The sequence below is a fragment of the Streptococcus suis genome (assembly GCF_002964045.1).
In the GTDB taxonomy this organism is placed as follows: Bacteria; Bacillota; Bacilli; order Lactobacillales; family Streptococcaceae; genus Streptococcus; species Streptococcus suis_U.
The window spans coordinates 1-19,659 of the sequence record NZ_POPB01000265.1; the positions used below are offsets into that span (position 1 = coordinate 1).

Below are 19,659 nucleotides of genomic sequence, written 5' to 3' on the forward strand. Positions count from 1 at the left end.
TGAAAATTTTAAAAAACGTATTTTGATTGCTTTGAACATAAAGAAAGAGAGAACGAACTTCGTCCTCTCTAGGTGTTAGCTTTTCATCTACCCACTACAGTTGACAAAGAGCCGAAAAAGACCAGACAGTGAGTTTGAATCACTAGTCTGGCTTTTTTTCTATTATCGCATGGTGACAAATTCTTCTGATCCAGTTGGGTGGATAGCTACAACGGAATCAAATTCTTCTTTGGTTGCTCCCATCTTGATGGCAACAGAGAAGCCTTGGATCATTTCATCAACTCCATAACCGATACCATGTAGACCGACGACCTGTTCATTTTCTCCAACTGTTACCAATTTAAACTTAGCCATTTGGCGATTGCTTGCTAGGGCAGTGTACATGGAAGTGAAGGCTGAAGTATAGACTTTTACATTGTCCTGACCATATTGGGCGATTGCTTCTTCTTCCGTAAGACCGACTGTTCCGATAGCGGGATGAGAAAAGACAACAGTTGGGATGGTTGAATAATCCATTTTGGCAGTCGTTTTGTTGTTGAAGAGGCGTTCTGCCAACAAGCGACCGGCCTTGATGGCTACTGGGGTCAATTCTTTTTCGCCTGTCACATCACCAAGGGCGTAAATGCCTGGGACGCCAGTTTCTTGGTATTCATCAACGACGATATGACCAGATGGTGCGAGTTGTACACCAGCAGCTTCTAGGTTGAGCTTATCCACATTTGGCTTGCGTCCGATAGCCCAGAGAACCTGTTGAGCAGTATGGCTACTTCCATCTTCAAAGTTGATTTGAATTAAGCCATCCTCCGTTTTTTCTAGGCTGACGGGTGTTTTCCCAGTATGGAGAGGGAGGTTGGTACGCTCCATTTCTTCCATCAATGCTTGGATGATGTAGCTATCAAAATTACGAAGGGGGCGATTGCCACGTACAAAGAGGTCAGTTTTGACACCAAGTCCGTGGAGAAGTCCAGCCATTTCGACAGCGATATAGCCAGCCCCGATGACTGCTACAGATGTAGGCAATTCTTCCCAAGCAAAGACATCATCTGATACGATACCGAACTCACTTCCTGGAATATTTGGAACAGCAGGCTGGGCTCCAGTTGCAATAACAATGTGCTTGGCACGAATGAGTTGACCATCGACTTCAACCGTTTGGGAATCAACAAAGCGGGCAAATCCCTTGATGACTTCAACTCCGTTATTTTTAAAGGTATTCCCATAGGATGTACGGGACCGTTCAATGTAGGCTTCACGGTTTTTACGCAAGGTAGCAAAATCAAAAGTCACTTCCTGGCTGGTAAATCCATACTCTGGACCATAGTGATGAATGGCTTCTGAAACTTGAGAACCATACCACATGATTTTTTTAGGAACACAGCCAAGATTGACACAGGTACCGCCTAGATTGCTCCCCTCGATAACAGCAGCTTTTGCCCCATACATAGCCGCACGGTTCATGGTAGCAATGCCTCCGCTACCTCCACCAATGGCGATGATATCAAATTCTTTCATTTGTTTTCTCCTCTTCATTGATTTACTATCTCCATTCTACCCTTTTTTTATTTTTCAATCAAAAATCCGCTACGGCTCCCTGAGAACCTCTAGTCATAGCTTGAACTTTCAGCTATAGGTTAGTAATTTAGTCATTCAATGCTAGTTTCTTACAAAACTGTAAGTAGGAAAATTGACGAACTTTTTATAAAATAATTAGGAAAACACTTGCAAATATTTTTGTATTTGTGTATTATATAGACAACACACAATAAGTATGTTTTTAAATAAAGGAGAAAAGTATGTTAAAGACAAAGAAAGCTAAAATTGCTTTGTTTAGTGGTCTTGGTGTTGCGGCTGTTGCCTTGATTGGCGGGGCCTTAGCATTTGGTGGGGTATTGGGTGGATCTTCACCAACTTCTACAGAGCAAGTTGCAACGAGCTTGACCTATACAGTTGCTAAAGAGGGTTCGATTGCTTCATCAACCTTATTGACAGGAACAATTTCTGCTGCTGATGAACAATACGTTTACTACGATCCTTCAAAAGGAGATTTGAGCGAGGTATTAGTTGAGCAAGGAACTCAAGTTGAGGTGGGAACCCCCTTGATTCGCTATGATGCTACAGAGTTACAAGCAGCACTTGATACAGCTGTGCGGGGACGTGATAAGATTGGACGTCAAATTTATGAATTGCAGACTAATGGTCAAACTGTTCAAGATACTGGGGATACTGCTACTGATGAGGCTGCAACAGCAGCAGCTCAACGTTCAGTTGATTCCCAATTAGCTGACTTAAATGATTCTTATGCGGATGCTCAAGCTGCTGTGGATAAGGCCTACAATGCCTTAACAGAAGCTACAATTTATAGTACAGTAGCTGGTACCGTTGTGGAAGTGAATAAATCAGTTTCAAAGAGTTCAACTTCTAGCCAAACTGTTATTCATATTGTCAACCAAGGTAGCCTACAAGTAACAGGAAATTTGACGGAGTATGATTTGGCAAATATTGCAGTTGATCAGGAAGTGAAATTAACCAGCAAAGTATATCCAGATAAGTCATGGACAGGTAAAATCACCTATATCTCCAACTATCCCTCAACTGAACAAACTGCAAGTATAGCAACAGGAACTAGTGGTGGTTCAGGTGCCAAGTATCCATTCAAGGCTGCCTTGACCAGTGAATTGGGTGAATTGAAGCAAGGTTTTACTGTGAATATTGAAGTTGTTAATACTACCAACCATATTTTAATTCCTGTAACAGCAGTTGTTCCAGAAGGAGATAAAAACTTTGTATGGACAATTGTGGAAGGGAAGGCTAAAAAAGTAGAGGTTACTCTTGGAAATGCTGATGCTCTCAACCAAGAGGTGACCGCCGGTATTGCAGTAGGAGATCAGGTAATCACCATTCCAACTCCAGACCTTGAAGAAGGAAAAGAGGTTGAAGCCTATGAAGAACCAGCTTATTAGATTAACCAATATCAACAAATCCTATAAAAATGGTGACCAAGAACTTCGTGTCCTTAAAGATATAGATCTAGAGGTGGAAGAAGGGGAATTTCTAGCTATTATGGGACCTTCAGGTTCAGGGAAATCAACCTTGATGAATATTATCGGTCTCCTTGATCGGTCAACAACTGGTAACTATTGGTTGGAAGGAGAAGAAGTCAGTCAACTGTCTGAGAAGAAATTAGCCTCCGTCCGCAATGACCAGATTGGATTTGTTTTCCAACAATTCTTCTTGCTTTCCAAACTTAATGCCCTTCAAAATGTCGAATTGCCTTTGATTTATGCAGGAGTTCCAGCCAATCAACGGAAAAAATTAGCCAAGCGATATTTAGAAAAAGTCGAATTGGCAGAACGGATGACCCACCTACCGTCAGAATTATCAGGTGGACAGAAACAGCGGGTTGCCATTGCGCGTGCTCTGGTCAATACACCAGCTATTATTCTGGCGGACGAGCCAACAGGTGCCTTGGATACCAAAACAGGTGAGCAAATCATGGAACTCTTGACTGAGTTAAATAATGAAGGAAAAACGATTATCATGGTTACCCATGAGCCTGAGATTGCAGCCTATGCCAAACGTAAAATTGTCCTACGCGATGGCATTATTACCGAAGATAGTCGAAGGGAGGATGTATAGATGGAAAACTGGAAGTTTGCCCTAAAATCTATCCTAGCCCACAAGATGCGTTCCCTCTTGACTATGTTAGGTATTATCATCGGTGTGGCTGCAGTGGTTATCATTGTGGCATTGGGAACAGGGATGTCCAAAAGTATTGAAAAGGCACTGGCAGGTGATCAGAACAATGTTCAGGTCTATTTTACTTCCTATATTGCTCCAGAAGGTGCAGGATCAACTGGAATCTTCGGTGGTATTGTTGGCGGAGAAGTGTCAATGGAAGAAGAACCAGATTTGACAGACTCCATGCTGCAAGGACTCTTAGAGATTGATGGGATTAGTAACTACTATATCAGTAATTCAAATATGGCAGAGGTTTCATTTGGAAACAAAAAGGCTGAAAATGTGAACATAAATGGGGTTAGCCAGTCATACTTTACTGTCAAGGAATTTGAAATCTTAGCAGGTCGTCAATTTACTGCCAATGATTATAGTCGTTTTTCCCGCATCATCATGTTGGATGTTGCCTTGGCTGAAAAATTATTTGGGTCCATCGAGTCTTCTCTAAACCAGACAGTTAGTGTCAATGACAATTCATACCTTGTTGTCGGTGTTTACAAAGATCCAAAAGCAGGCACAGCCCTCTACGGGATGAATTCTGGAGGGAATGCTGTCATGACCAATACGCAGTTGGCTGCTGAAATGGGCATGAAAGAAAATAGTGGTCTGTATGTTCATGTAGATGATGTGAGTCGAGCTGGTGAACTTGGTCAAGCTGCTGCAGATTATTTAACGAGAGTTACTGGCTTGAAAGAGGCAAGATACAACATCTATGATATGTCGGCTATGTTGGATTCCCTCAGGACAGAAATGGCAGGGGTCACCATGTTTATCGGTGCGGTTGCGGGTATTTCCTTACTAGTCGGTGGTATTGGTGTAATGAATATCATGCTGGTATCTGTGACCGAGCGGACCCGTGAAATCGGTCTTCGTAAAGCTCTTGGAGCAACTCGTGGAAATATTCTCATGCAGTTCTTGATTGAAGCTATGGTATTGACTACTTTGGGCGGAGGAATTGGACTAGCTATCGCTCAAGCCATTGTGTTTACTCTCAACGCTACAAAGGTTATGGGAGAAATGACGGCTGAAATTTCAATTCCAGTTGTTCTGGGAAGTCTGGCATTTTCAGCAGCAGTCGGTATTGTCTTCGGCGTTCTTCCTGCTAATAAGGCTTCTAAGCTGGATCCAATTGAGGCATTGCGTTACGAATAATCGATTGAAACGATTAGGATTTCCTAGTCGTTTTATTTTTTGAGCAAATGTCTTGACAATATCACTAGTTAGTAATAAAATAAGACCATCAAATAAGTAAAGGATGTAAAGGAGAACACATCATGGTAGAATTAGGTATTTCAACATTTGGCGAAACAACTCCACTAGAAAAAACAGGGGAACCTTACAGCCACGACGAGCGGATCCGCCAGCTAGTCAAAGAAATCGAGCTAGCCGATGCGGTGGGGCTTGATGTTTATGGGATTGGGGAGCATCACCGAGAAGATTTTGCGGTTTCTGCACCTGAGATTGTGCTGGCAGCTGGTGCCGTCAATACCAAGCATATCAAGCTAACATCAGCAGTTTCAATCCTTTCATCCATGGACCCTGTACGACTTTATCAGCAGTACACCACTATTGATGCTTTGTCAAATGGCAGAGCGGAAATCATGGCGGGTCGTGGTTCCTTTACGGAGTCATTTCCCTTGTTTGGCTATGATCTCTATGACTATGAAGAACTCTTCGATGAAAAGTTGGACATGCTTCTGGAAATCGATAAGGAAACTAATCTCAAGTGGGATGGGCATTTTACCCAGTCAGTCGATAATAAGCCAGTCTATCCACGTCCTGTTCAGGAAGATTTTCCGATTTGGGTGGCAACTGGGGGCAATGTAGAATCCACCATCAAGATTGCTAAGAAAGGCTTGCCAATCGTTTATGCTGTCATTGGTACAGGTGCCTATCGCTTTAAACCTTTAGTCGATGCTTATCGCAAGGTTGCCCGCAACTCAGGTCATGATCCAGAGAAAACGAAAGTTGCAGCTCATTCTTGGGGTTGGATTGCAGACGACCATGACAAGGCTGTGGAAGAATACTATCATCCAACTAAAGTAATTACGGACAATATCGCTAAAGACCGCCCACATTGGAGCGAGATGACCAAGGCGCAATATCTCTACTCCCTGACAGACGAAGGGGCAACCATCGTCGGAGATCCAAAACGAGTCGCTGAAAAAATTATCAAGACTATTGAAACACTTGACTTGGACCGTTTCTTCCTCCATCTCCCAATCGGCTCTATGCCACATGAAGATGTCCTCCGTGCCATCGAACTCTACGGAACAGAAGTCGCGCCAATTGTCCGAGAATATTTTGCAAAAAAAGAAGAGAATCAGTCCCAGGACTGATGAGATAGTTGATAAGATGAGCTATACTATAGTCAATCCTAAATATTTTTCATAATCTCCTGAAAATCCTGACCATGTGGTCGGGATTTTTATGTATTTTAGATAATTAGAATAGTTATACAACTAGCTAATAATGTTGATTAAATGGGAGTTTTAGGCTAGTATGGTATAATATAGTTATACCCGTTGTGCTAGTTCATTTCAACATACAATAAAAAGCCCAAATGGACTACACTGTAAGTGACAAAACATACAGGAAGTTAGTCCAAATGAGCCACTTACAGTATGCTGCTAAATCTCATCATTTGCAATGAAATGTACGCAAATTATCAAAAATTTGTCATCACTTCTACCAAAACTATTGCCCGAATTCCTTTAAACATCAGCGTAATGTTGGCTTAGTCAAAGTTTCGGATGAATCAATCCCTGTCTTGCTTTTGTTACAAGCTGAACTGGGCATGACATCACAACGCTATTTCTACTCTATCTGCCGCCTCTTTCCTTGTGGTCAGTTACTAGAAAGAAATCGTATTAATTGTCGGTCAAAACTATTGATTTGGCTAATCCAATTCATCCGAAAAGCTATGAGTGACATGATTTCTCCTGATGAAATAGCGATTATAGATAGTTTTCCCTTATCACTTTGTCAACCTGTTCGTAATCACAGAGTCACCATTTTTAAAGGATTAGCCTATATTGGCTACAATAATTCTAATCATATTTAGTTCTACGGCTTCAAGGCTCATATGCTAGTGACCTTGTCTGGTTATTTTTTGAAATATGTTGTCACGCCAGCCTTTGTTCATGACATCAAGGTGGTTTATGAATTATTAAAAGGGTGTATGCGATCGATCAACCTAGGTGATTTAGGCTACCTAAGCAGTGAACTCAAGAAGGACTTAGAACAACAAAGTTACCATCTATGGACGTCATTTCGTAAAAACATGGCAGGAGCTGAAGAACATAAAAATTGGAAGGTGATGGTCATGAGACAAACGATTGAAACACGTTTTTCTGAACTGTGTCGTCTCTTTGACATCGAACATACATTAGCAAGAGGTCTAGCCGGACTACAGTTACGAATTGAACAAAGTACTCTAGCTCATAACTTACGCTATTTTGAAATGAACTAGTACCACGGGTTCTATATAAAATCTAATAGCAATTCAAATAAAACAGGGTTTATTAAATGTCAGATATATATAATAAAAAGTATTTTTTTGAAAAACTAATCCAAGATAATTTAGAAATTGAAGAATTTTTAACAAATTTTTCATCATTAGAATTTAAAACTCAATATAATATTATTGCGGAAGCGATATTAAATAAAAACAAAAAAGCAACTCAAAATATTTCTACATTAATTTTAGAGAGTCGTACATTTTTAAAAAATAGAGATTTGTATTACGTACTGGGAGAAATTTTAGGGATATTTTTTATCAAAAGCAATGGAGAAAATATTCAAGATGACTGGATATTTTGTATAAGTGATTGTCGAAACCAAGTCATTTTAAATCAAGTTAAAAATACTTTGCTATCCAAGTATGGTAATAGCAGTGCCAAATTAAAAATTAATGAAACTTGGATTGATTCTCAGATCATTAGTTATCGGGATTTGAAGTCTTTTGAAAATAAAAAAATAGAATTAAATTTTCATAAAAAAGATGTAAATTATACAAAAATAACTTTAGGTGCTTTGTTAAATTTAAGTGCATTTCATCATTTTTTTGATTTGCCTGTTTATATTTTGAATACATTTAGAGGAAATTCAAATATTGAAAAGGATTTTATTATTATTTTTGAAAAAGATGATGACATAGAATTAGTAACTAATGGTGATAAAACAGGATTTACAAAGAGTGTAAAGAAATGTAAGAGAGTCAAAGAAAGAGAGTTATTAGAATATTTAGCATTTGTACCAATAAAGAATATACCGACAGTTTCAATATTAGAAGTATCTTTTGTACCGGAAAATAGAGCGATTAAATTAAAATATTTATATCAAGTTTATAGAGAGCTTTCGGTTTTAAAAGATAGATTCAAAAATATTGTCTCTTCAAACGAATCTTTTATAAAAAGCAAAGATGATATATACGATCCATTTAGATATGCTACTTCAGTTGATTTTGAAGAAGAGAGATTAGAGAAAATATTGGGAATAGTAGCAAAAGAAAACTACTTGCAATTTAAAGACTTCCACCCTTTTCTTAAAAATAAAAGAGGCAACGTTTTAAATATTAAGTGCCTTTATCGTGATAAACGTAATAATAAGTCGGTTGAAATTTTCTTGATGGGTTGGTATTTGTCGGATGGTAAATTAAAAATTCGATGGAGACCAACTTATAAAAGAAAGTTACGTTGGCGTTCTTCGCTAGTTTCTGTCGATATTGTTTCAGGACATTATTTCTTTAGAGGGGAACTCTATAAAAATGGGCAATATCCAGTATTTTTTAAAGATTTAACATTTATTGATAATGTATCAAACAGATATATTTCTTTAATCGAAAAAGAATATAGAAATTTTTTGAACATTATTGAGGAACAGAAGAAGCTAGCCTTACTTCATAAAGTTAGACTATTGTGATTATAATCAAAAAGAATATTGAAGTTTGTTGATGTTAGATAATACCTGGAGAGGATGGAATTCATCCTCTCATATTTTTTTGATGTTTTATATATAGTAGAGTGAATTAGAAACAGGGCCCAACTAAGTTATCAATTTGAAGAGTATTACAAGTCATTTTGGGACTGGGCTATCGACACTAATCAATAGTCTCCTTTTCTTAAATCAAGTCACAATAAAACTGCTCTCAGAATAAACCGAGAGCAGTTTGCTTTATAGAATTTGGATTAGCAAGCCACTAGTAACTATCATCGTCGGGAGTGACAAGGTCTAGCAGACCTTGTCAGCCAATCGCTAAGAAACTGGAGAGCGATTGGTACATTCTAGTGAAAACAATCCTAGCAAGCTACTCTTGCTTATTTCATAGTCGGAAATAGGAGCACATCCCGAATAGTAGTGGTGTCTGTCAAGAGCATGCAGAGGCGGTCGATACCGATTCCCAGTCCACCTGTTGGTGGCATACCGTATTCAAGGGCTTCGATGTAGTCGTAGTCAATGCCTGTCGCTTCGTCGTCACCGAGTTCTTTAGCCTTAGCTTGGGCTTCGAATCGTTCTAATTGGTCGATTGGGTCGTTTAATTCAGTAAAGGCGTTTCCGTATTCCTTGGTCATGATGAAGAGCTCGAAGCGGTCTGTGAAGCGTGGGTCTTCATCATTTTTCTTAGCCAGTGGAGATACGGCAACTGGATGACCATAGACGAAAGTTGGTTGGATAAGAGTTGCTTCAACGTATTCTTCAAAGAAGCTGTTGATGATTTGCCCCACTTCTGTATGGTGTTTTTCCACAGGGACCTTGTGCTCAGCTGCAAGGGCTTTTGCTTCCTCGAAGCTCATCTCTTGCCAGAAGTCCACACCAGTTTGTTCCTTAATAGCGTCAACCATATGGATACGCTTGAATGGCTCGTGGATAGCAATTTCAGTGCCCTGATAAGTAACAGGACCATCACCGACAACAGCCTTGGTAGTGTGCTGGATAATACCTTCGGTCAAGTCCATGATGTCTTGGTAGTCTGCATAAGCTTGGTAAACCTCAATGGAAGTGAACTCAGGGTTGTGGGTCGCATCCATACCTTCGTTACGGAAGATACGGCCGATTTCATAAACGCGTTCCATACCGCCGACAATCAAGCGTTTGAGGTGGAGTTCTGTCGCGATACGAAGGACCATGTCAATGTTTTGGGCATTGTGGTGGGTGATGAATGGACGAGCTGCAGCACCACCAGCTTCGTTGTGAAGAACTGGTGTTTCCACTTCCAAGAAACCAAGTCCGTCAAGGTAACGGCGGATTTCTGAGATAATTTTTGAGCGGGTCACAAAGCGATCAAAGCTCTCACGGTTGGTAATCAAGTCCAAATAACGCTTGCGGTAGCGGGTCTCGATGTCTGTCAATCCGTGGAATTTTTCTGGCAATGGGCGGAGCGCTTTAGACAGGTGAGTTAACTTGCGAGCGTGGATAGATAACTCACCAACGTTAGTCTTGAAGACATCTCCCTCGACACCGATAAAGTCACCAAGGTCTGCTTTTTTGAAGATTTCATAATTTTCTTCGCCAACATCATCCTTACGAACGTAGATTTGAATCTGGCCTTCGCGGTCTTGGATGTGGGCAAAACCAGCTTTACCCTTACCACGCTTGGTCATAATACGACCTGCAATGATTGCTGTTTGCCCTAATTCTTCCAAGTCTTCTTTTGATTTGTCTTCGTACTGGGCCTTCAATTCAGCTGAGTTGACAGAACGCTCAAAACGTTTTCCAAATGGGTCAATGCCTTGTTCAGCAAGAGCCGTCATTTTCTCACGACGGACAATCTGTTGGTCATTTAATTCTTCAAAATGTTCAGTTGACATAAAAATTTTATTCCTCCAAAGTCTGTTATTTCTATTTTATCATAGAAGAGAGAAAAAATCAGTATAAATTGCTAATAGGATAGGAAAAAACAGCAGAAAATTCTACTGTTTTGCTTTATAGCTGGTATCATTCCAAGCTAATTCTGTAAAGTTTTCGAAATCGCTTGTTTCTAAAATAGTAACCGATGCATTATCCAAACCACCTCGGTGACGCAGTTGGGCTGGTGGAAAACCAAGTAGGCGATGGATAGAAGCGGTTAGAAAGGCACCATGGCTGACGATGAGGATTGTTTCCATGTCTTGCCCTTTCAGCGATTGGACAAAGTCCACCATTCGTTGAGTTACCTGGCGAACGCTCTCAGCTTCAAATAGGTCATTGTCAAAAAGAGCTAGATTATGTTTGAGTGCCCAGGCTTGTTTGGGGTAGATGGCACGAAAAATTGCCATCTTGCTTCCTTCTAGTCTTCCAAAATTCCATTCACGCAGTTGTGGCGTAGCTAGAACGGTTTGGCAATGGTGATTGACTTTAGCAATTTCTTGGGCAGTTACCTGCGCACGTTGAAGATCGCTTGAGAAGATAGCATCAAAGGGGATTTCAGCAAGGTATTTGCCTAGTTTTTCTAAATCCTGATAAGATTCGGGCAAGAGAGCCGAATCTCCAGAATAGCCTTGAAAGCGTCCCTCCAAATTCCATTCGGTCTTTCCATGACGGACAAAGTAGATTTTCAAGTCTAATCGCTCCCTTCTATCAAATCAGCAAAGTCAGCCTTTACAAAATCAGCTAAAACCTGGCTATCAATTTTAATCGACCGACCAATTTCTCCAGCAGAGACAATCAAGTGACCGAGTTCAAGGGCAGATTGATCAATGTAGATTGGGAAATTATGCTTCTGACGAATACCCACGGGATTGTTGGCACCGTGAACATAGCCAGTTGTCTTTTCCAAGTCCTTTTGCGGAATCATGCTGACCTTTTTATTGCCAGAGATTTTGGCTAATTTTTTCTCAGACAGGTGTTCTGTGATTGGGACAATTCCGATGACAGGGCCTGTTTTATCTCCTGTTAGTGCCAGTGTTTTGTAAATTTCGTGTTCTTCAATTCCTGGTGGTAGTTGGCCTTCAAGGGCATTTAAAACAAGGCTATCATGATCGATCTTAGCCTTGTCTAAAATTTGGTCCACCAAGGTTTTCTTAATCTTAACCTTTTTTGCCATTATTTATATTTTTCCTCAAGTTTACTCATCCAAAGGCCTAGCCATGCTCCTAGGACAAAAAGAACAAGAGCAGCAATCCATGTAACAAAGTTCGCTCCAGCATAGGAAATTGACTCTTTATTACTTGCTTGTGGAATCAAAATTAGGAGAGTAGAAGATGAGACGATACCAATAATAAAGTGATAAACGCGTGAATGGTATACTTTCAGAGCATGGTCCATTGCTTTTGAAAAGGCCACCATTGCAAGAACGCCACCGATAGCGATGGGTAGGAAGGTACCGAATAGATCAAGTGATTTGAATCCATTGAGCATTGGCGTGTAAATACCCAAAATCAGCAAGAGATTTGAAGGGCTGAGTCCAGGAACAAGTACCCCTAAAGCTATCAAGGCACCCGCCAAGACAAAACTTGCAAAGTTTGCTGGAAGTGTTCCTACAAGATCGCTCAAATTGTAGAGCAAGAATCCTGAAATGATGAATGTCCCAATTAACCAAGCCCAGTCAATGCTATCGCGTTTGCTTTTTTGAGTTGATTCTTTAAGCAGGCTAGGAATAGTTCCCACGATTGCTCCTGCAAAGGCCCACAAAACTGGGACTTGGAAATGTTGTAAGAGATACTCAACTGGAAATGAAAAGAGTGCGATTCCCAAAATTCCACCGATTCCTACAGGAACAAAATAAAGAAAGTTTTCCTTGAAATCTTTTCGAATATTTGCTAAAAATCCAATTAGTCGCTCATAAATTCCAAGGATAGCAGCCAGTACTCCCCCGGAAACACCAGGTAAGATAAAGCCAAGGGCGATAATCATACCTTTAATAATTCTTGAAATCCAAGAAGCCATAATGTCCTCCAAAATATATTTATAACGTTCCCATTATAGCACAAACCTTCTGAAAATCTAAAAAATGAGTGCCTGAAAGAAAAAATCTAACAGGCAGGTCAATTATATCCGATAAAAGCTCGGTCTAGCTTTGTAGAGGATGATGAGTAAGATGCAAGCAATGATGGTCGAAGGGAGGATGTAGCTGATATTATAGGTAAAAGAATAGAGCCAGACAGTCATACCAGGTGTAGCATAGTCAGCATAGAAGATAATTCCTGATAAGTAGGTAGCCAACAATCGAATACTTCCTCCAAGTAATCCAGCTAGACTGATGATGAGGGAGGCTTGTTTCAAATCTTTATGTTTCCTTAGAAGAGGGGACAATAACCCTGCTAATCCAATGCCTGCATAGGAGAGGGCATAGTCAAGGAAGACTTGGAAGACATTCAGAAAATACCCGCCATAGAAAAGCTGAATGGTGCCTACAATCCCACCTGTAAGAATGCCGATACTCCAGCCATGACGTAGGGCAAGAAAAAGAATAGGAAGCATAACAAGTGAGACTGAACCACCTTGTGGCATGGTAAAGAGAGGGACTTTGTCAAAGACAAGGGCGATAGCAGAAAAAATAGCGATTTCTGATAAGATCGTTAGCCGGGATTTAGACATAAAAACACTCCTTTGTTCTTGTAGACAAAGGAGTGTTTATAGCAGAAAACAGTATCATTCTATAAAGCACACAATTCCTACGCTAGTCTTAACTAGATCAGGTTCGAGGATTTCGCAGTTGCGATCTCAGCCGAAGCACTCCTTTGTGTATATGTAATTAGTGGGATTAAAACATTTTATTCAGGTGTTGTAAATAGTTTCTTGTAAACTTCATTTGGTTCTTTTAGTGTTGTAATTAAATTTAGATCCAGGTGATTTGCAAAACCATTTACATAACCTCTTGAGGTATATTGGTGTAAATCGTAATCCAAATCAGTATTTGGAGCAGCATTATAGTATCCTGAATCATCACCATATGTTGGAATCCAAATTGCATCGAATTTATCAACACTGATACTATGGTCTTCCATGAAATAAGTACCGATATAGATACCAATATTTTTAGCGCCTAGAGATTCTAATTCTTTACGAAATGCCTCAACGCCAGCATTCATATCTTCCATAGTATATTCTTCAACATCTAACCAATAATATGTTGGATTGTATTTACTAGAAGCTTTGTAAAAACTTCTAGCTTCTTCTTTCATATTTTCAATGCTCTTTCCAGTGACATATGCATAAACAGCAACTGGAATATTTCTTGCTTGAAATTCCTTAATATGAGTATCAAAAGCCTTGTCCAATCCGTTCCGATCACTTGCGGCATTTTCATTTTTGATATGAGATCCACTCTGAATCCGAACGATTGCTCCAGATATATTTTGGCTCAAAGTGTCGTAATCAATTTCGGAAGGTCTTTGCCATGCGGAAACATCAATGATTGGTTTCATTTCAAGTGCATTAGTAATATAATAACTAGAACTTGAAGTAGTTGTGCTACTAGATTTGGCTGTTACATTTTCACTTTTTGTCGTAGTTGTCGTTGTTGGCTTTTTTGCCATTAATCCTGTCAGAAATATTAATACAAAAAATGATAGGAAAAAGACAATAACAACCATGGGATTTAATTTTTTTCTCATCAGAACAATTCTACATTAAAAATAGGAAAAAATCAAAAAAATTGGACTAAAAAATAAGATAAAATAAGGTTAAATACATCTTGACATGCATTCTAGATTGCGATAGTCTAAAATGTATGTTGCAAAAATATTTAAAGACAAACCAGATTAGTCGAATTGTGATTTTTTCAAGCTTATCAATCGTGTTAAGAGTGCTTTTTGGCCCTTTTCCAAATATTAAACCATTGACTGCTATTTTTTTGGTTTGCTTGAATTATTTTAGTCTCATAGAAGGAATAATGATAATGGGTATTACGATGATAGTTAGTGGTATGCTTTTTGGAGCTAGTTTAGTGATTTTTTGGCAAATTATTAGTTTTACCCTCATTCAATTGATTTGGTATCTGTTCCTTCAGCCATTCTTTATGGTAAAACACACTTCAATATTTTTCCAAAGTTTATGTGCTGGTTTACTTGCTTTTGTTTATGGATTCATGATCAGCATTATGTCAGCGATTCAACTTGGTCTTCATCCAATCATTTTCTGGATAACTGGTTTTTCATTTGATTTTTTACATGCAATATCTACTTTTTTATTTTACCCAATTATTTTAAAAATTATAGGAGATTATTATGAAAAAAATTAGTATTATTGTTGGATTGTTTGTAACATTATTTTTTGCTGGGTGTTCAAATGAACGAATTGAAGGGAATGCCATTCAGATTACCTTAACTGTAGTTAGTGGAGATAAGAATAATAGTCAAGAAGTTACAGTTGAATCAGATGACAGTGTAATGGAGATTTTAGAGGAATACCACCAAGTTCAAGAAGAGGGAGGTCTAATAACTGCAATAGATAATGTGAGTCAAAATCCCAAAACAAATACATTTTGGATGTATAAAATTAACGGAAAATTGGCGGAAAAAGGCGCAAAAGAACAAAAGGTAAGCGATGGAGATAATATTGAGTTTTATCTAGAGACCTTTGAATAAGGGGGCAAAAGTTTGTTTTTTGCTTTCTTGGTAATGTTCTAAATAACGAATGTTTATCTTGGAGTACAAAAGTGAGGGGAATGTATATTCAAAATATGCTATAATAGAAACTATATTCGAAAGAAAGTTGAATTTGAAATGAAGATTGATAAACGGCAGTTGTTAAATTACTCCATTCTAATACCCTACTTTATTTTATCCGTCATTGGTTTGGTAATGGTGTATTCAACGACAAGTGCCAATCAAATTATTAATGGCGGTAATCCCTTTAGAACAGTAATAAACCAGGCAGGATTCTGGGGAGTAAGTCTTCTTGCAATTTATATTATCTATCGTATGAAGTTAAGTTTTTTGAGGAAGAAGACAGTCATATATTCAGTTATCTTAGTGGAAGTGTTTTTATTAGCTATTTCTCGCCTATTTCCTCCTGTAAATGGTGCGCACGGCTGGATTCCTCTTCCAGTTGCAGGTACTCTTCAGCCTGCTGAGTACCTAAAACTAATTATTATCTGGTACCTTGCACATGAATTTGCAAAACAGCAAGCTGAAATTAGGACTTATGACTATAAAGCATTAATAAAAGGTAGTTGGATTCCTAGAGAGTTTACTGACTGGCGTGTAATTAGTATCTTATTATTGGGATTGGTTGCTACTTTACCTGATTTGGGAAATGCTACAATCATTACTTTGATTATGGTGGTTATGATTAGTGTAAGTGGTATTGCCTATCGTTGGTTTTCAACAGCGGTACTTGGTATTTTTGCAGTTTCAACGCTTATTTTAGGTACAATCCGTATTTTAGGAGTTGAAGCAGTGGCAAAGATTCCACTTTTTGGATATATTGCTCGTCGTTTCTCAGCTTATTTTGATCCATTTGGTAATGCAACAGGATCTGGATTACAGCTGACCCACTCTTATTATGCAATGAGTAATGGTGGTTGGTTTGGTAGAGGTTTGGGCAATTCCATTGAAAAGAAAGGTTATTTACCGGAGGCTCATACAGATTTTGCTTTTTCAATTGTTATTGAGGAGCTTGGTTTTGTTGGGGCAAGTCTGATTCTGGGATTACTCTTCTTTCTAATTATTCGTATTATCATTGTAGGTGTACGTGCTCGTAGTCCATTTAATTCTATGATGGCTCTCGGGATAGCTGGAATGTTACTTATTCAGACATTTGTAAATATAGGGGGGATTGCAGGTATCATTCCTGCGACTGGAGTGACATTCCCGTTTGTTTCACAAGGGGGATCCAGCCTCTTAATTATTTCGATTTCGATTGCATTTGTGTTGAATATTGATGCAAATGAGAAACGTCGAAGTATTGAAGAAATTGAACAAACATTATCTTAAGTTACCTGTAGGAGGTTAATAATGACTATTCAAAAACTAGAAAACTACAATAACAAAGAAACAATTCAAGAAGAAGTGGCGATTTTAACAGCGATTCTAGAAGAAGTTGCTTCACATATGATGCCATCGGAAACCTTTAATAAGATTGTGGAATTATCTCAATTGGCACGACAAGATGATTATCAAGCCTTGATTGCGATTATTAGTCAATTAAACAATGATGAACTAGCGGTTATTTCAAGATACTTTGCTGTTTTGCCGCTTTTGATTAATATTTCAGAAGATGTAGACCTGGCTTACGAAATCAATCACCAAAACAATATTGATCAAGACTATCTTGGTAAAATTTCTACGACCATTGAAATGGTTGCTAAGCAAGAGAATGCAGCTGAGATTTTGGAAAAGCTTAATGTCGTTCCTGTATTGACAGCCCACCCAACTCAGGTTCAACGTCAATCTATGCTTGACTTGACCAAGCATATTCATGAATTGCTCCGTCGTTACCGTGATGTCAAGTTGGGCTTGCTCAATAAGACTAAGTGGGAAGATGAGCTTCGTTGCTACATTGAGATTATCATGCAAACGGATATGATCCGTGAGAAGAAACTGAAGGTGACCAATGAAATCACCAACGTTATGGAATACTATAATTCTTCCTTTATCAAGGCCGTGACCAAGTTGCAACGTGAGTATAAGCGTTTGGCAGCGGAGAAAGGAATTAAATTAAATAATCCTCGTCCTATTACAATGGGCATGTGGATTGGTGGTGACCGTGACGGTAATCCATTTGTTACTGCTGAAACGCTGAAACTTTCTGCTCTGACTCAATGTGAAGTGATTATGAATTACTATGATGAGCAACTGTATAAGCTCTATAGAAATTTCTCCCTATCCACTTCCATTGTAAATGTATCAACGGCTGTGAAACTGTTGGCTGAAAAGTCTGAAGACAGTTCTGTCTACCGTGAACATGAACCTTACCGTCGTGCCTTCCACTATATTCAGATGAAAATTGCCAACACTCGTGATTACCTGGTTCACAACAAGCCATCTGACGTTCGATATGAAAATGTCGGTGAATTTAAGGCTGACCTACTTGCTATTAAACAGTCACTGATTGAAAATCGTGCAAGTGCCTTGTTAAAAGGAGATTTCACAGAGTTGCTAGAAGCGGTAGAGGCCTTTGGTTTCTATCTAGCAAGTATTGATATGCGTCAAGATTCTTCTATTCACGAAGCAAGTGTGGCAGAGCTTTTGGCTTCTGCTCGCATTGTTGAAAATTATTCTAGCTTGTCAGAAGAAGCCAAATGTCATGTACTCTTGAAACAATTAGAAACAGATCCCCGCATTCTGTCTGCGACTCATGTTCCTAAATCAGAACAATTGCAAAAAGAATTAGCGATCTTTGCGGCAGCGCGTGAATTGAAAGATAAGCTTGGTGAGGAAGTCATTAAGCAACATATCATCTCTCATTCTGAGAGTGTATCTGACCTCTTGGAATTGGCAGTTCTTTTGAAAGAAGTCGGATTAGTGGATATGGACAAGGCACGTGTGCAAATTGTTCCATTATTTGAAACCATCGAGGACTTGGACAATGCCTCAGCTACCATGCGCCAATACCTACAACTTGATTTGGCAAAACGTTGGATTGCGGGCAATAAATACTACCAAGAAATCATGTTAGGATATTCTGATTCCAATAAGGATGGCGGCTATCTTTCGTCTGGTTGGACCCTTTATAAGGCTCAGAATGAATTGACTCAAATTGGTCAAGAATTCGGTGTTAATATCACCTTCTTCCATGGTCGTGGCGGAACTGTCGGTCGAGGTGGAGGCCCATCTTATGACGCCATTACCTCCCAACCATTCGGCTCTATCAAAGATAGAATTCGTTTGACCGAGCAAGGTGAGGTGATTGGTAACAAGTACGGAAATAAGGATGCTGCCTACTATAACTTGGAAATGTTGGTTTCAGCAACCCTTGACCGAATGACAACTCAGATGATTACCGATTCAAATGAGATTGACGGTTATCGAGAAAGTATGGATGAAATCGTTGCAGATAGTTACTCTATCTATCGTGACTTGGTCTTTAACAATCCACATTTCTATGATTACTTCTTTGCAGCTAGCCCAATTCGTGAGGTGTCAAGCCTGAATATCGGTTCTCGTCCAGCAGCTCGTAAAACCATTACGGAGATTGGTGGGCTGCGTGCCATTCCTTGGGTATTCTCATGGTCTCAAAACCGTGTCATGCTTCCAGGCTGGTACGGGGTAGGCTCTAGCTTTAAACGCTTTATTGATAAAGAACCAGGAAATTTGGCGAAATTGCAGAAAATGTATGAAAGCTGGCCATTCTTCCGTTCTCTACTATCTAACGTTGACATGGTCTTGTCTAAATCAAATATGAATATTGCTTTAGAGTATGCAAAAATGTGCGAGAGTGAAGAAGTTCAGAATATTTTCCATATCATTTTAGATGAGTGGCAATTGACTAAAAATATGATTTTGTCAATCGAGCAAAATGACGAACTTTTGGCAGAACTTCCATTCCTGAAAGCCAGTTTGGACTACCGTATGCCATACTTTAACGTTCTCAACTATATTCAGATTGAACTGATTAACCGTCTTCGTCGTGGTGAACTCAGCAAGGAACAAGAAAATCTTATCCATATCACCATCAACGGTGTGGCAACAGGTTTGCGAAATTCAGGTTAATAATAACTCAGCAACTTCTTCGGAGGTTGCTTTTTTAATACTGTAAAGGATATAATATTTTTAAAAATTTTGTAACCAAATTGAATCTCATTCGTAACCGCCCAATAACAAGGTATCTATCTAATCACTCCCTCCTCCTGTATACTGTTATAAAAAACATAACTGGAGGATTTATTATGTCACAGCCCATCGTCCCATTGACTGTTCCCAAAACTAGACACTTTGAGAAGAAAGGTAGAAACGATATTCTGATGAAAATTCGCCTCGGAAAGGTGGAAGTCACATTTTTCCAATCTATCAACCATGAAGTAATGGAAATAATCTTGGATAAGGTACTGCACTATGACTT

General features: G+C 39.1%; 16 protein-coding genes, 1 pseudogene and 1 riboswitch. Of the genes and pseudogenes, 10 read left to right on the forward strand and 7 right to left on the reverse strand.

All coding sequences use genetic code 11. From position 1 onward, the window contains the following. Positions 1 to 162 precede the first annotated feature (162 nt). A complete protein-coding gene (gene gorA / locus C1E99_RS03360) occupies positions 163 to 1,512 on the reverse strand; it encodes a glutathione-disulfide reductase (protein WP_105107377.1) in 1,350 nt (449 codons plus the stop codon). Positions 1,513 to 1,793: 281 nt separating this feature from the next. Here gorA and C1E99_RS03365 point away from each other — a divergent pair, with 281 nt between their 5' ends. The 6 genes and pseudogenes from C1E99_RS03365 (at position 1,794) to C1E99_RS03390 (ending at position 8,658) form a co-directional block, all read left to right on the forward strand. Then, positions 1,794 to 2,960: an efflux RND transporter periplasmic adaptor subunit gene (locus C1E99_RS03365; protein WP_105206582.1), complete on the forward strand. Its 1,167-nt coding sequence runs from the start codon at positions 1,794 to 1,796 to the stop codon at positions 2,958 to 2,960. Continuing rightward, positions 2,941 to 3,636, forward strand: coding sequence for an ABC transporter ATP-binding protein (locus C1E99_RS03370; RefSeq protein WP_044673217.1), 696 nt, complete (start codon positions 2,941 to 2,943; stop codon positions 3,634 to 3,636). Before C1E99_RS03365 ends, C1E99_RS03370 begins: the two co-directional genes overlap by 20 nt. Then, entirely contained in the window at positions 3,637 to 4,887 is a 1,251-nt protein-coding gene (locus tag C1E99_RS03375) for an ABC transporter permease (RefSeq protein ID WP_105107375.1), read from the forward strand. A gap of 122 nt (positions 4,888 to 5,009) precedes the next feature. Next, positions 5,010 to 6,074 (forward strand): LLM class flavin-dependent oxidoreductase, encoded by a 1,065-nt coding sequence (locus C1E99_RS03380; RefSeq protein ID WP_105206583.1) that lies wholly within the window; start codon positions 5,010 to 5,012, stop codon positions 6,072 to 6,074. Between the two features lie 269 nt (positions 6,075 to 6,343). After that, positions 6,344 to 7,207, forward strand: a pseudogene (locus tag C1E99_RS03385) (IS982 family transposase). A gap of 56 nt (positions 7,208 to 7,263) precedes the next feature. Beyond that, positions 7,264 to 8,658, forward strand: a complete 1,395-nt coding sequence (locus C1E99_RS03390; protein WP_105206584.1) for a hypothetical protein — start codon at positions 7,264 to 7,266, stop codon at positions 8,656 to 8,658. A gap of 395 nt (positions 8,659 to 9,053) precedes the next feature. Here the strand turns inward: C1E99_RS03390 and lysS are convergent, their stop codons facing one another. The 6 genes from lysS to C1E99_RS03420 all read right to left on the reverse strand — a co-directional run bounded on the left by lysS (position 9,054) and on the right by C1E99_RS03420 (position 14,270). Beyond that, positions 9,054 to 10,544, reverse strand: coding sequence for a lysine--tRNA ligase (gene lysS / locus C1E99_RS03395; RefSeq protein WP_105206585.1), 1,491 nt, complete (start codon positions 10,542 to 10,544; stop codon positions 9,054 to 9,056). Positions 10,545 to 10,646: 102 nt separating this feature from the next. Beyond that, the gene (locus tag C1E99_RS03400; RefSeq protein ID WP_105206586.1) at positions 10,647 to 11,273 is read right to left on the reverse strand and encodes a histidine phosphatase family protein; all 627 of its coding nucleotides are present in this window, start codon (positions 11,271 to 11,273) and stop codon (positions 10,647 to 10,649) included. Between the two features lie 2 nt (positions 11,274 to 11,275). Then, positions 11,276 to 11,758, reverse strand: a complete 483-nt coding sequence (locus C1E99_RS03405; RefSeq protein ID WP_105144747.1) for an aminoacyl-tRNA deacylase — start codon at positions 11,756 to 11,758, stop codon at positions 11,276 to 11,278. After that, positions 11,758 to 12,600, reverse strand: coding sequence for a DUF368 domain-containing protein (locus C1E99_RS03410; protein WP_105206587.1), 843 nt, complete (start codon positions 12,598 to 12,600; stop codon positions 11,758 to 11,760). Before C1E99_RS03410 ends, C1E99_RS03405 begins: the two co-directional genes overlap by 1 nt. Before the next feature lie 102 nt (positions 12,601 to 12,702). Next, positions 12,703 to 13,251, reverse strand: coding sequence for an energy-coupled thiamine transporter ThiT (gene thiT / locus C1E99_RS03415; RefSeq protein WP_105206588.1), 549 nt, complete (start codon positions 13,249 to 13,251; stop codon positions 12,703 to 12,705). 57 nt (positions 13,252 to 13,308) lie between these two features. Beyond that, positions 13,309 to 13,404, reverse strand: a riboswitch (TPP riboswitch). Positions 13,405 to 13,427: 23 nt separating this feature from the next. Further along, positions 13,428 to 14,270, reverse strand: coding sequence for a glycoside hydrolase family 25 protein (locus C1E99_RS03420; protein WP_105107369.1), 843 nt, complete (start codon positions 14,268 to 14,270; stop codon positions 13,428 to 13,430). A gap of 284 nt (positions 14,271 to 14,554) precedes the next feature. Between C1E99_RS03420 and C1E99_RS03425 the strand changes: the two genes are divergently transcribed. From C1E99_RS03425 to ppc, 4 genes are all read left to right on the forward strand, one after another. Then, entirely contained in the window at positions 14,555 to 14,896 is a 342-nt protein-coding gene (locus C1E99_RS03425) for a preprotein translocase YidC (protein WP_238146198.1), read from the forward strand. After that, positions 14,883 to 15,242, forward strand: coding sequence for a DUF4430 domain-containing protein (locus C1E99_RS03430; RefSeq protein ID WP_105107367.1), 360 nt, complete (start codon positions 14,883 to 14,885; stop codon positions 15,240 to 15,242). Before C1E99_RS03425 ends, C1E99_RS03430 begins: the two co-directional genes overlap by 14 nt. A 138-nt stretch (positions 15,243 to 15,380) precedes the next feature. Then, complete coding sequence (ftsW, locus tag C1E99_RS03435; RefSeq protein ID WP_105107366.1) at positions 15,381 to 16,592, forward strand: cell division peptidoglycan polymerase FtsW; 1,212 nt, start codon at positions 15,381 to 15,383, stop codon at positions 16,590 to 16,592. Positions 16,593 to 16,613: 21 nt separating this feature from the next. Continuing rightward, a complete protein-coding gene (gene ppc / locus C1E99_RS03440) occupies positions 16,614 to 19,310 on the forward strand; it encodes a phosphoenolpyruvate carboxylase (RefSeq protein WP_105206589.1) in 2,697 nt (898 codons plus the stop codon). Positions 19,311 to 19,659 lie beyond the last annotated feature (349 nt).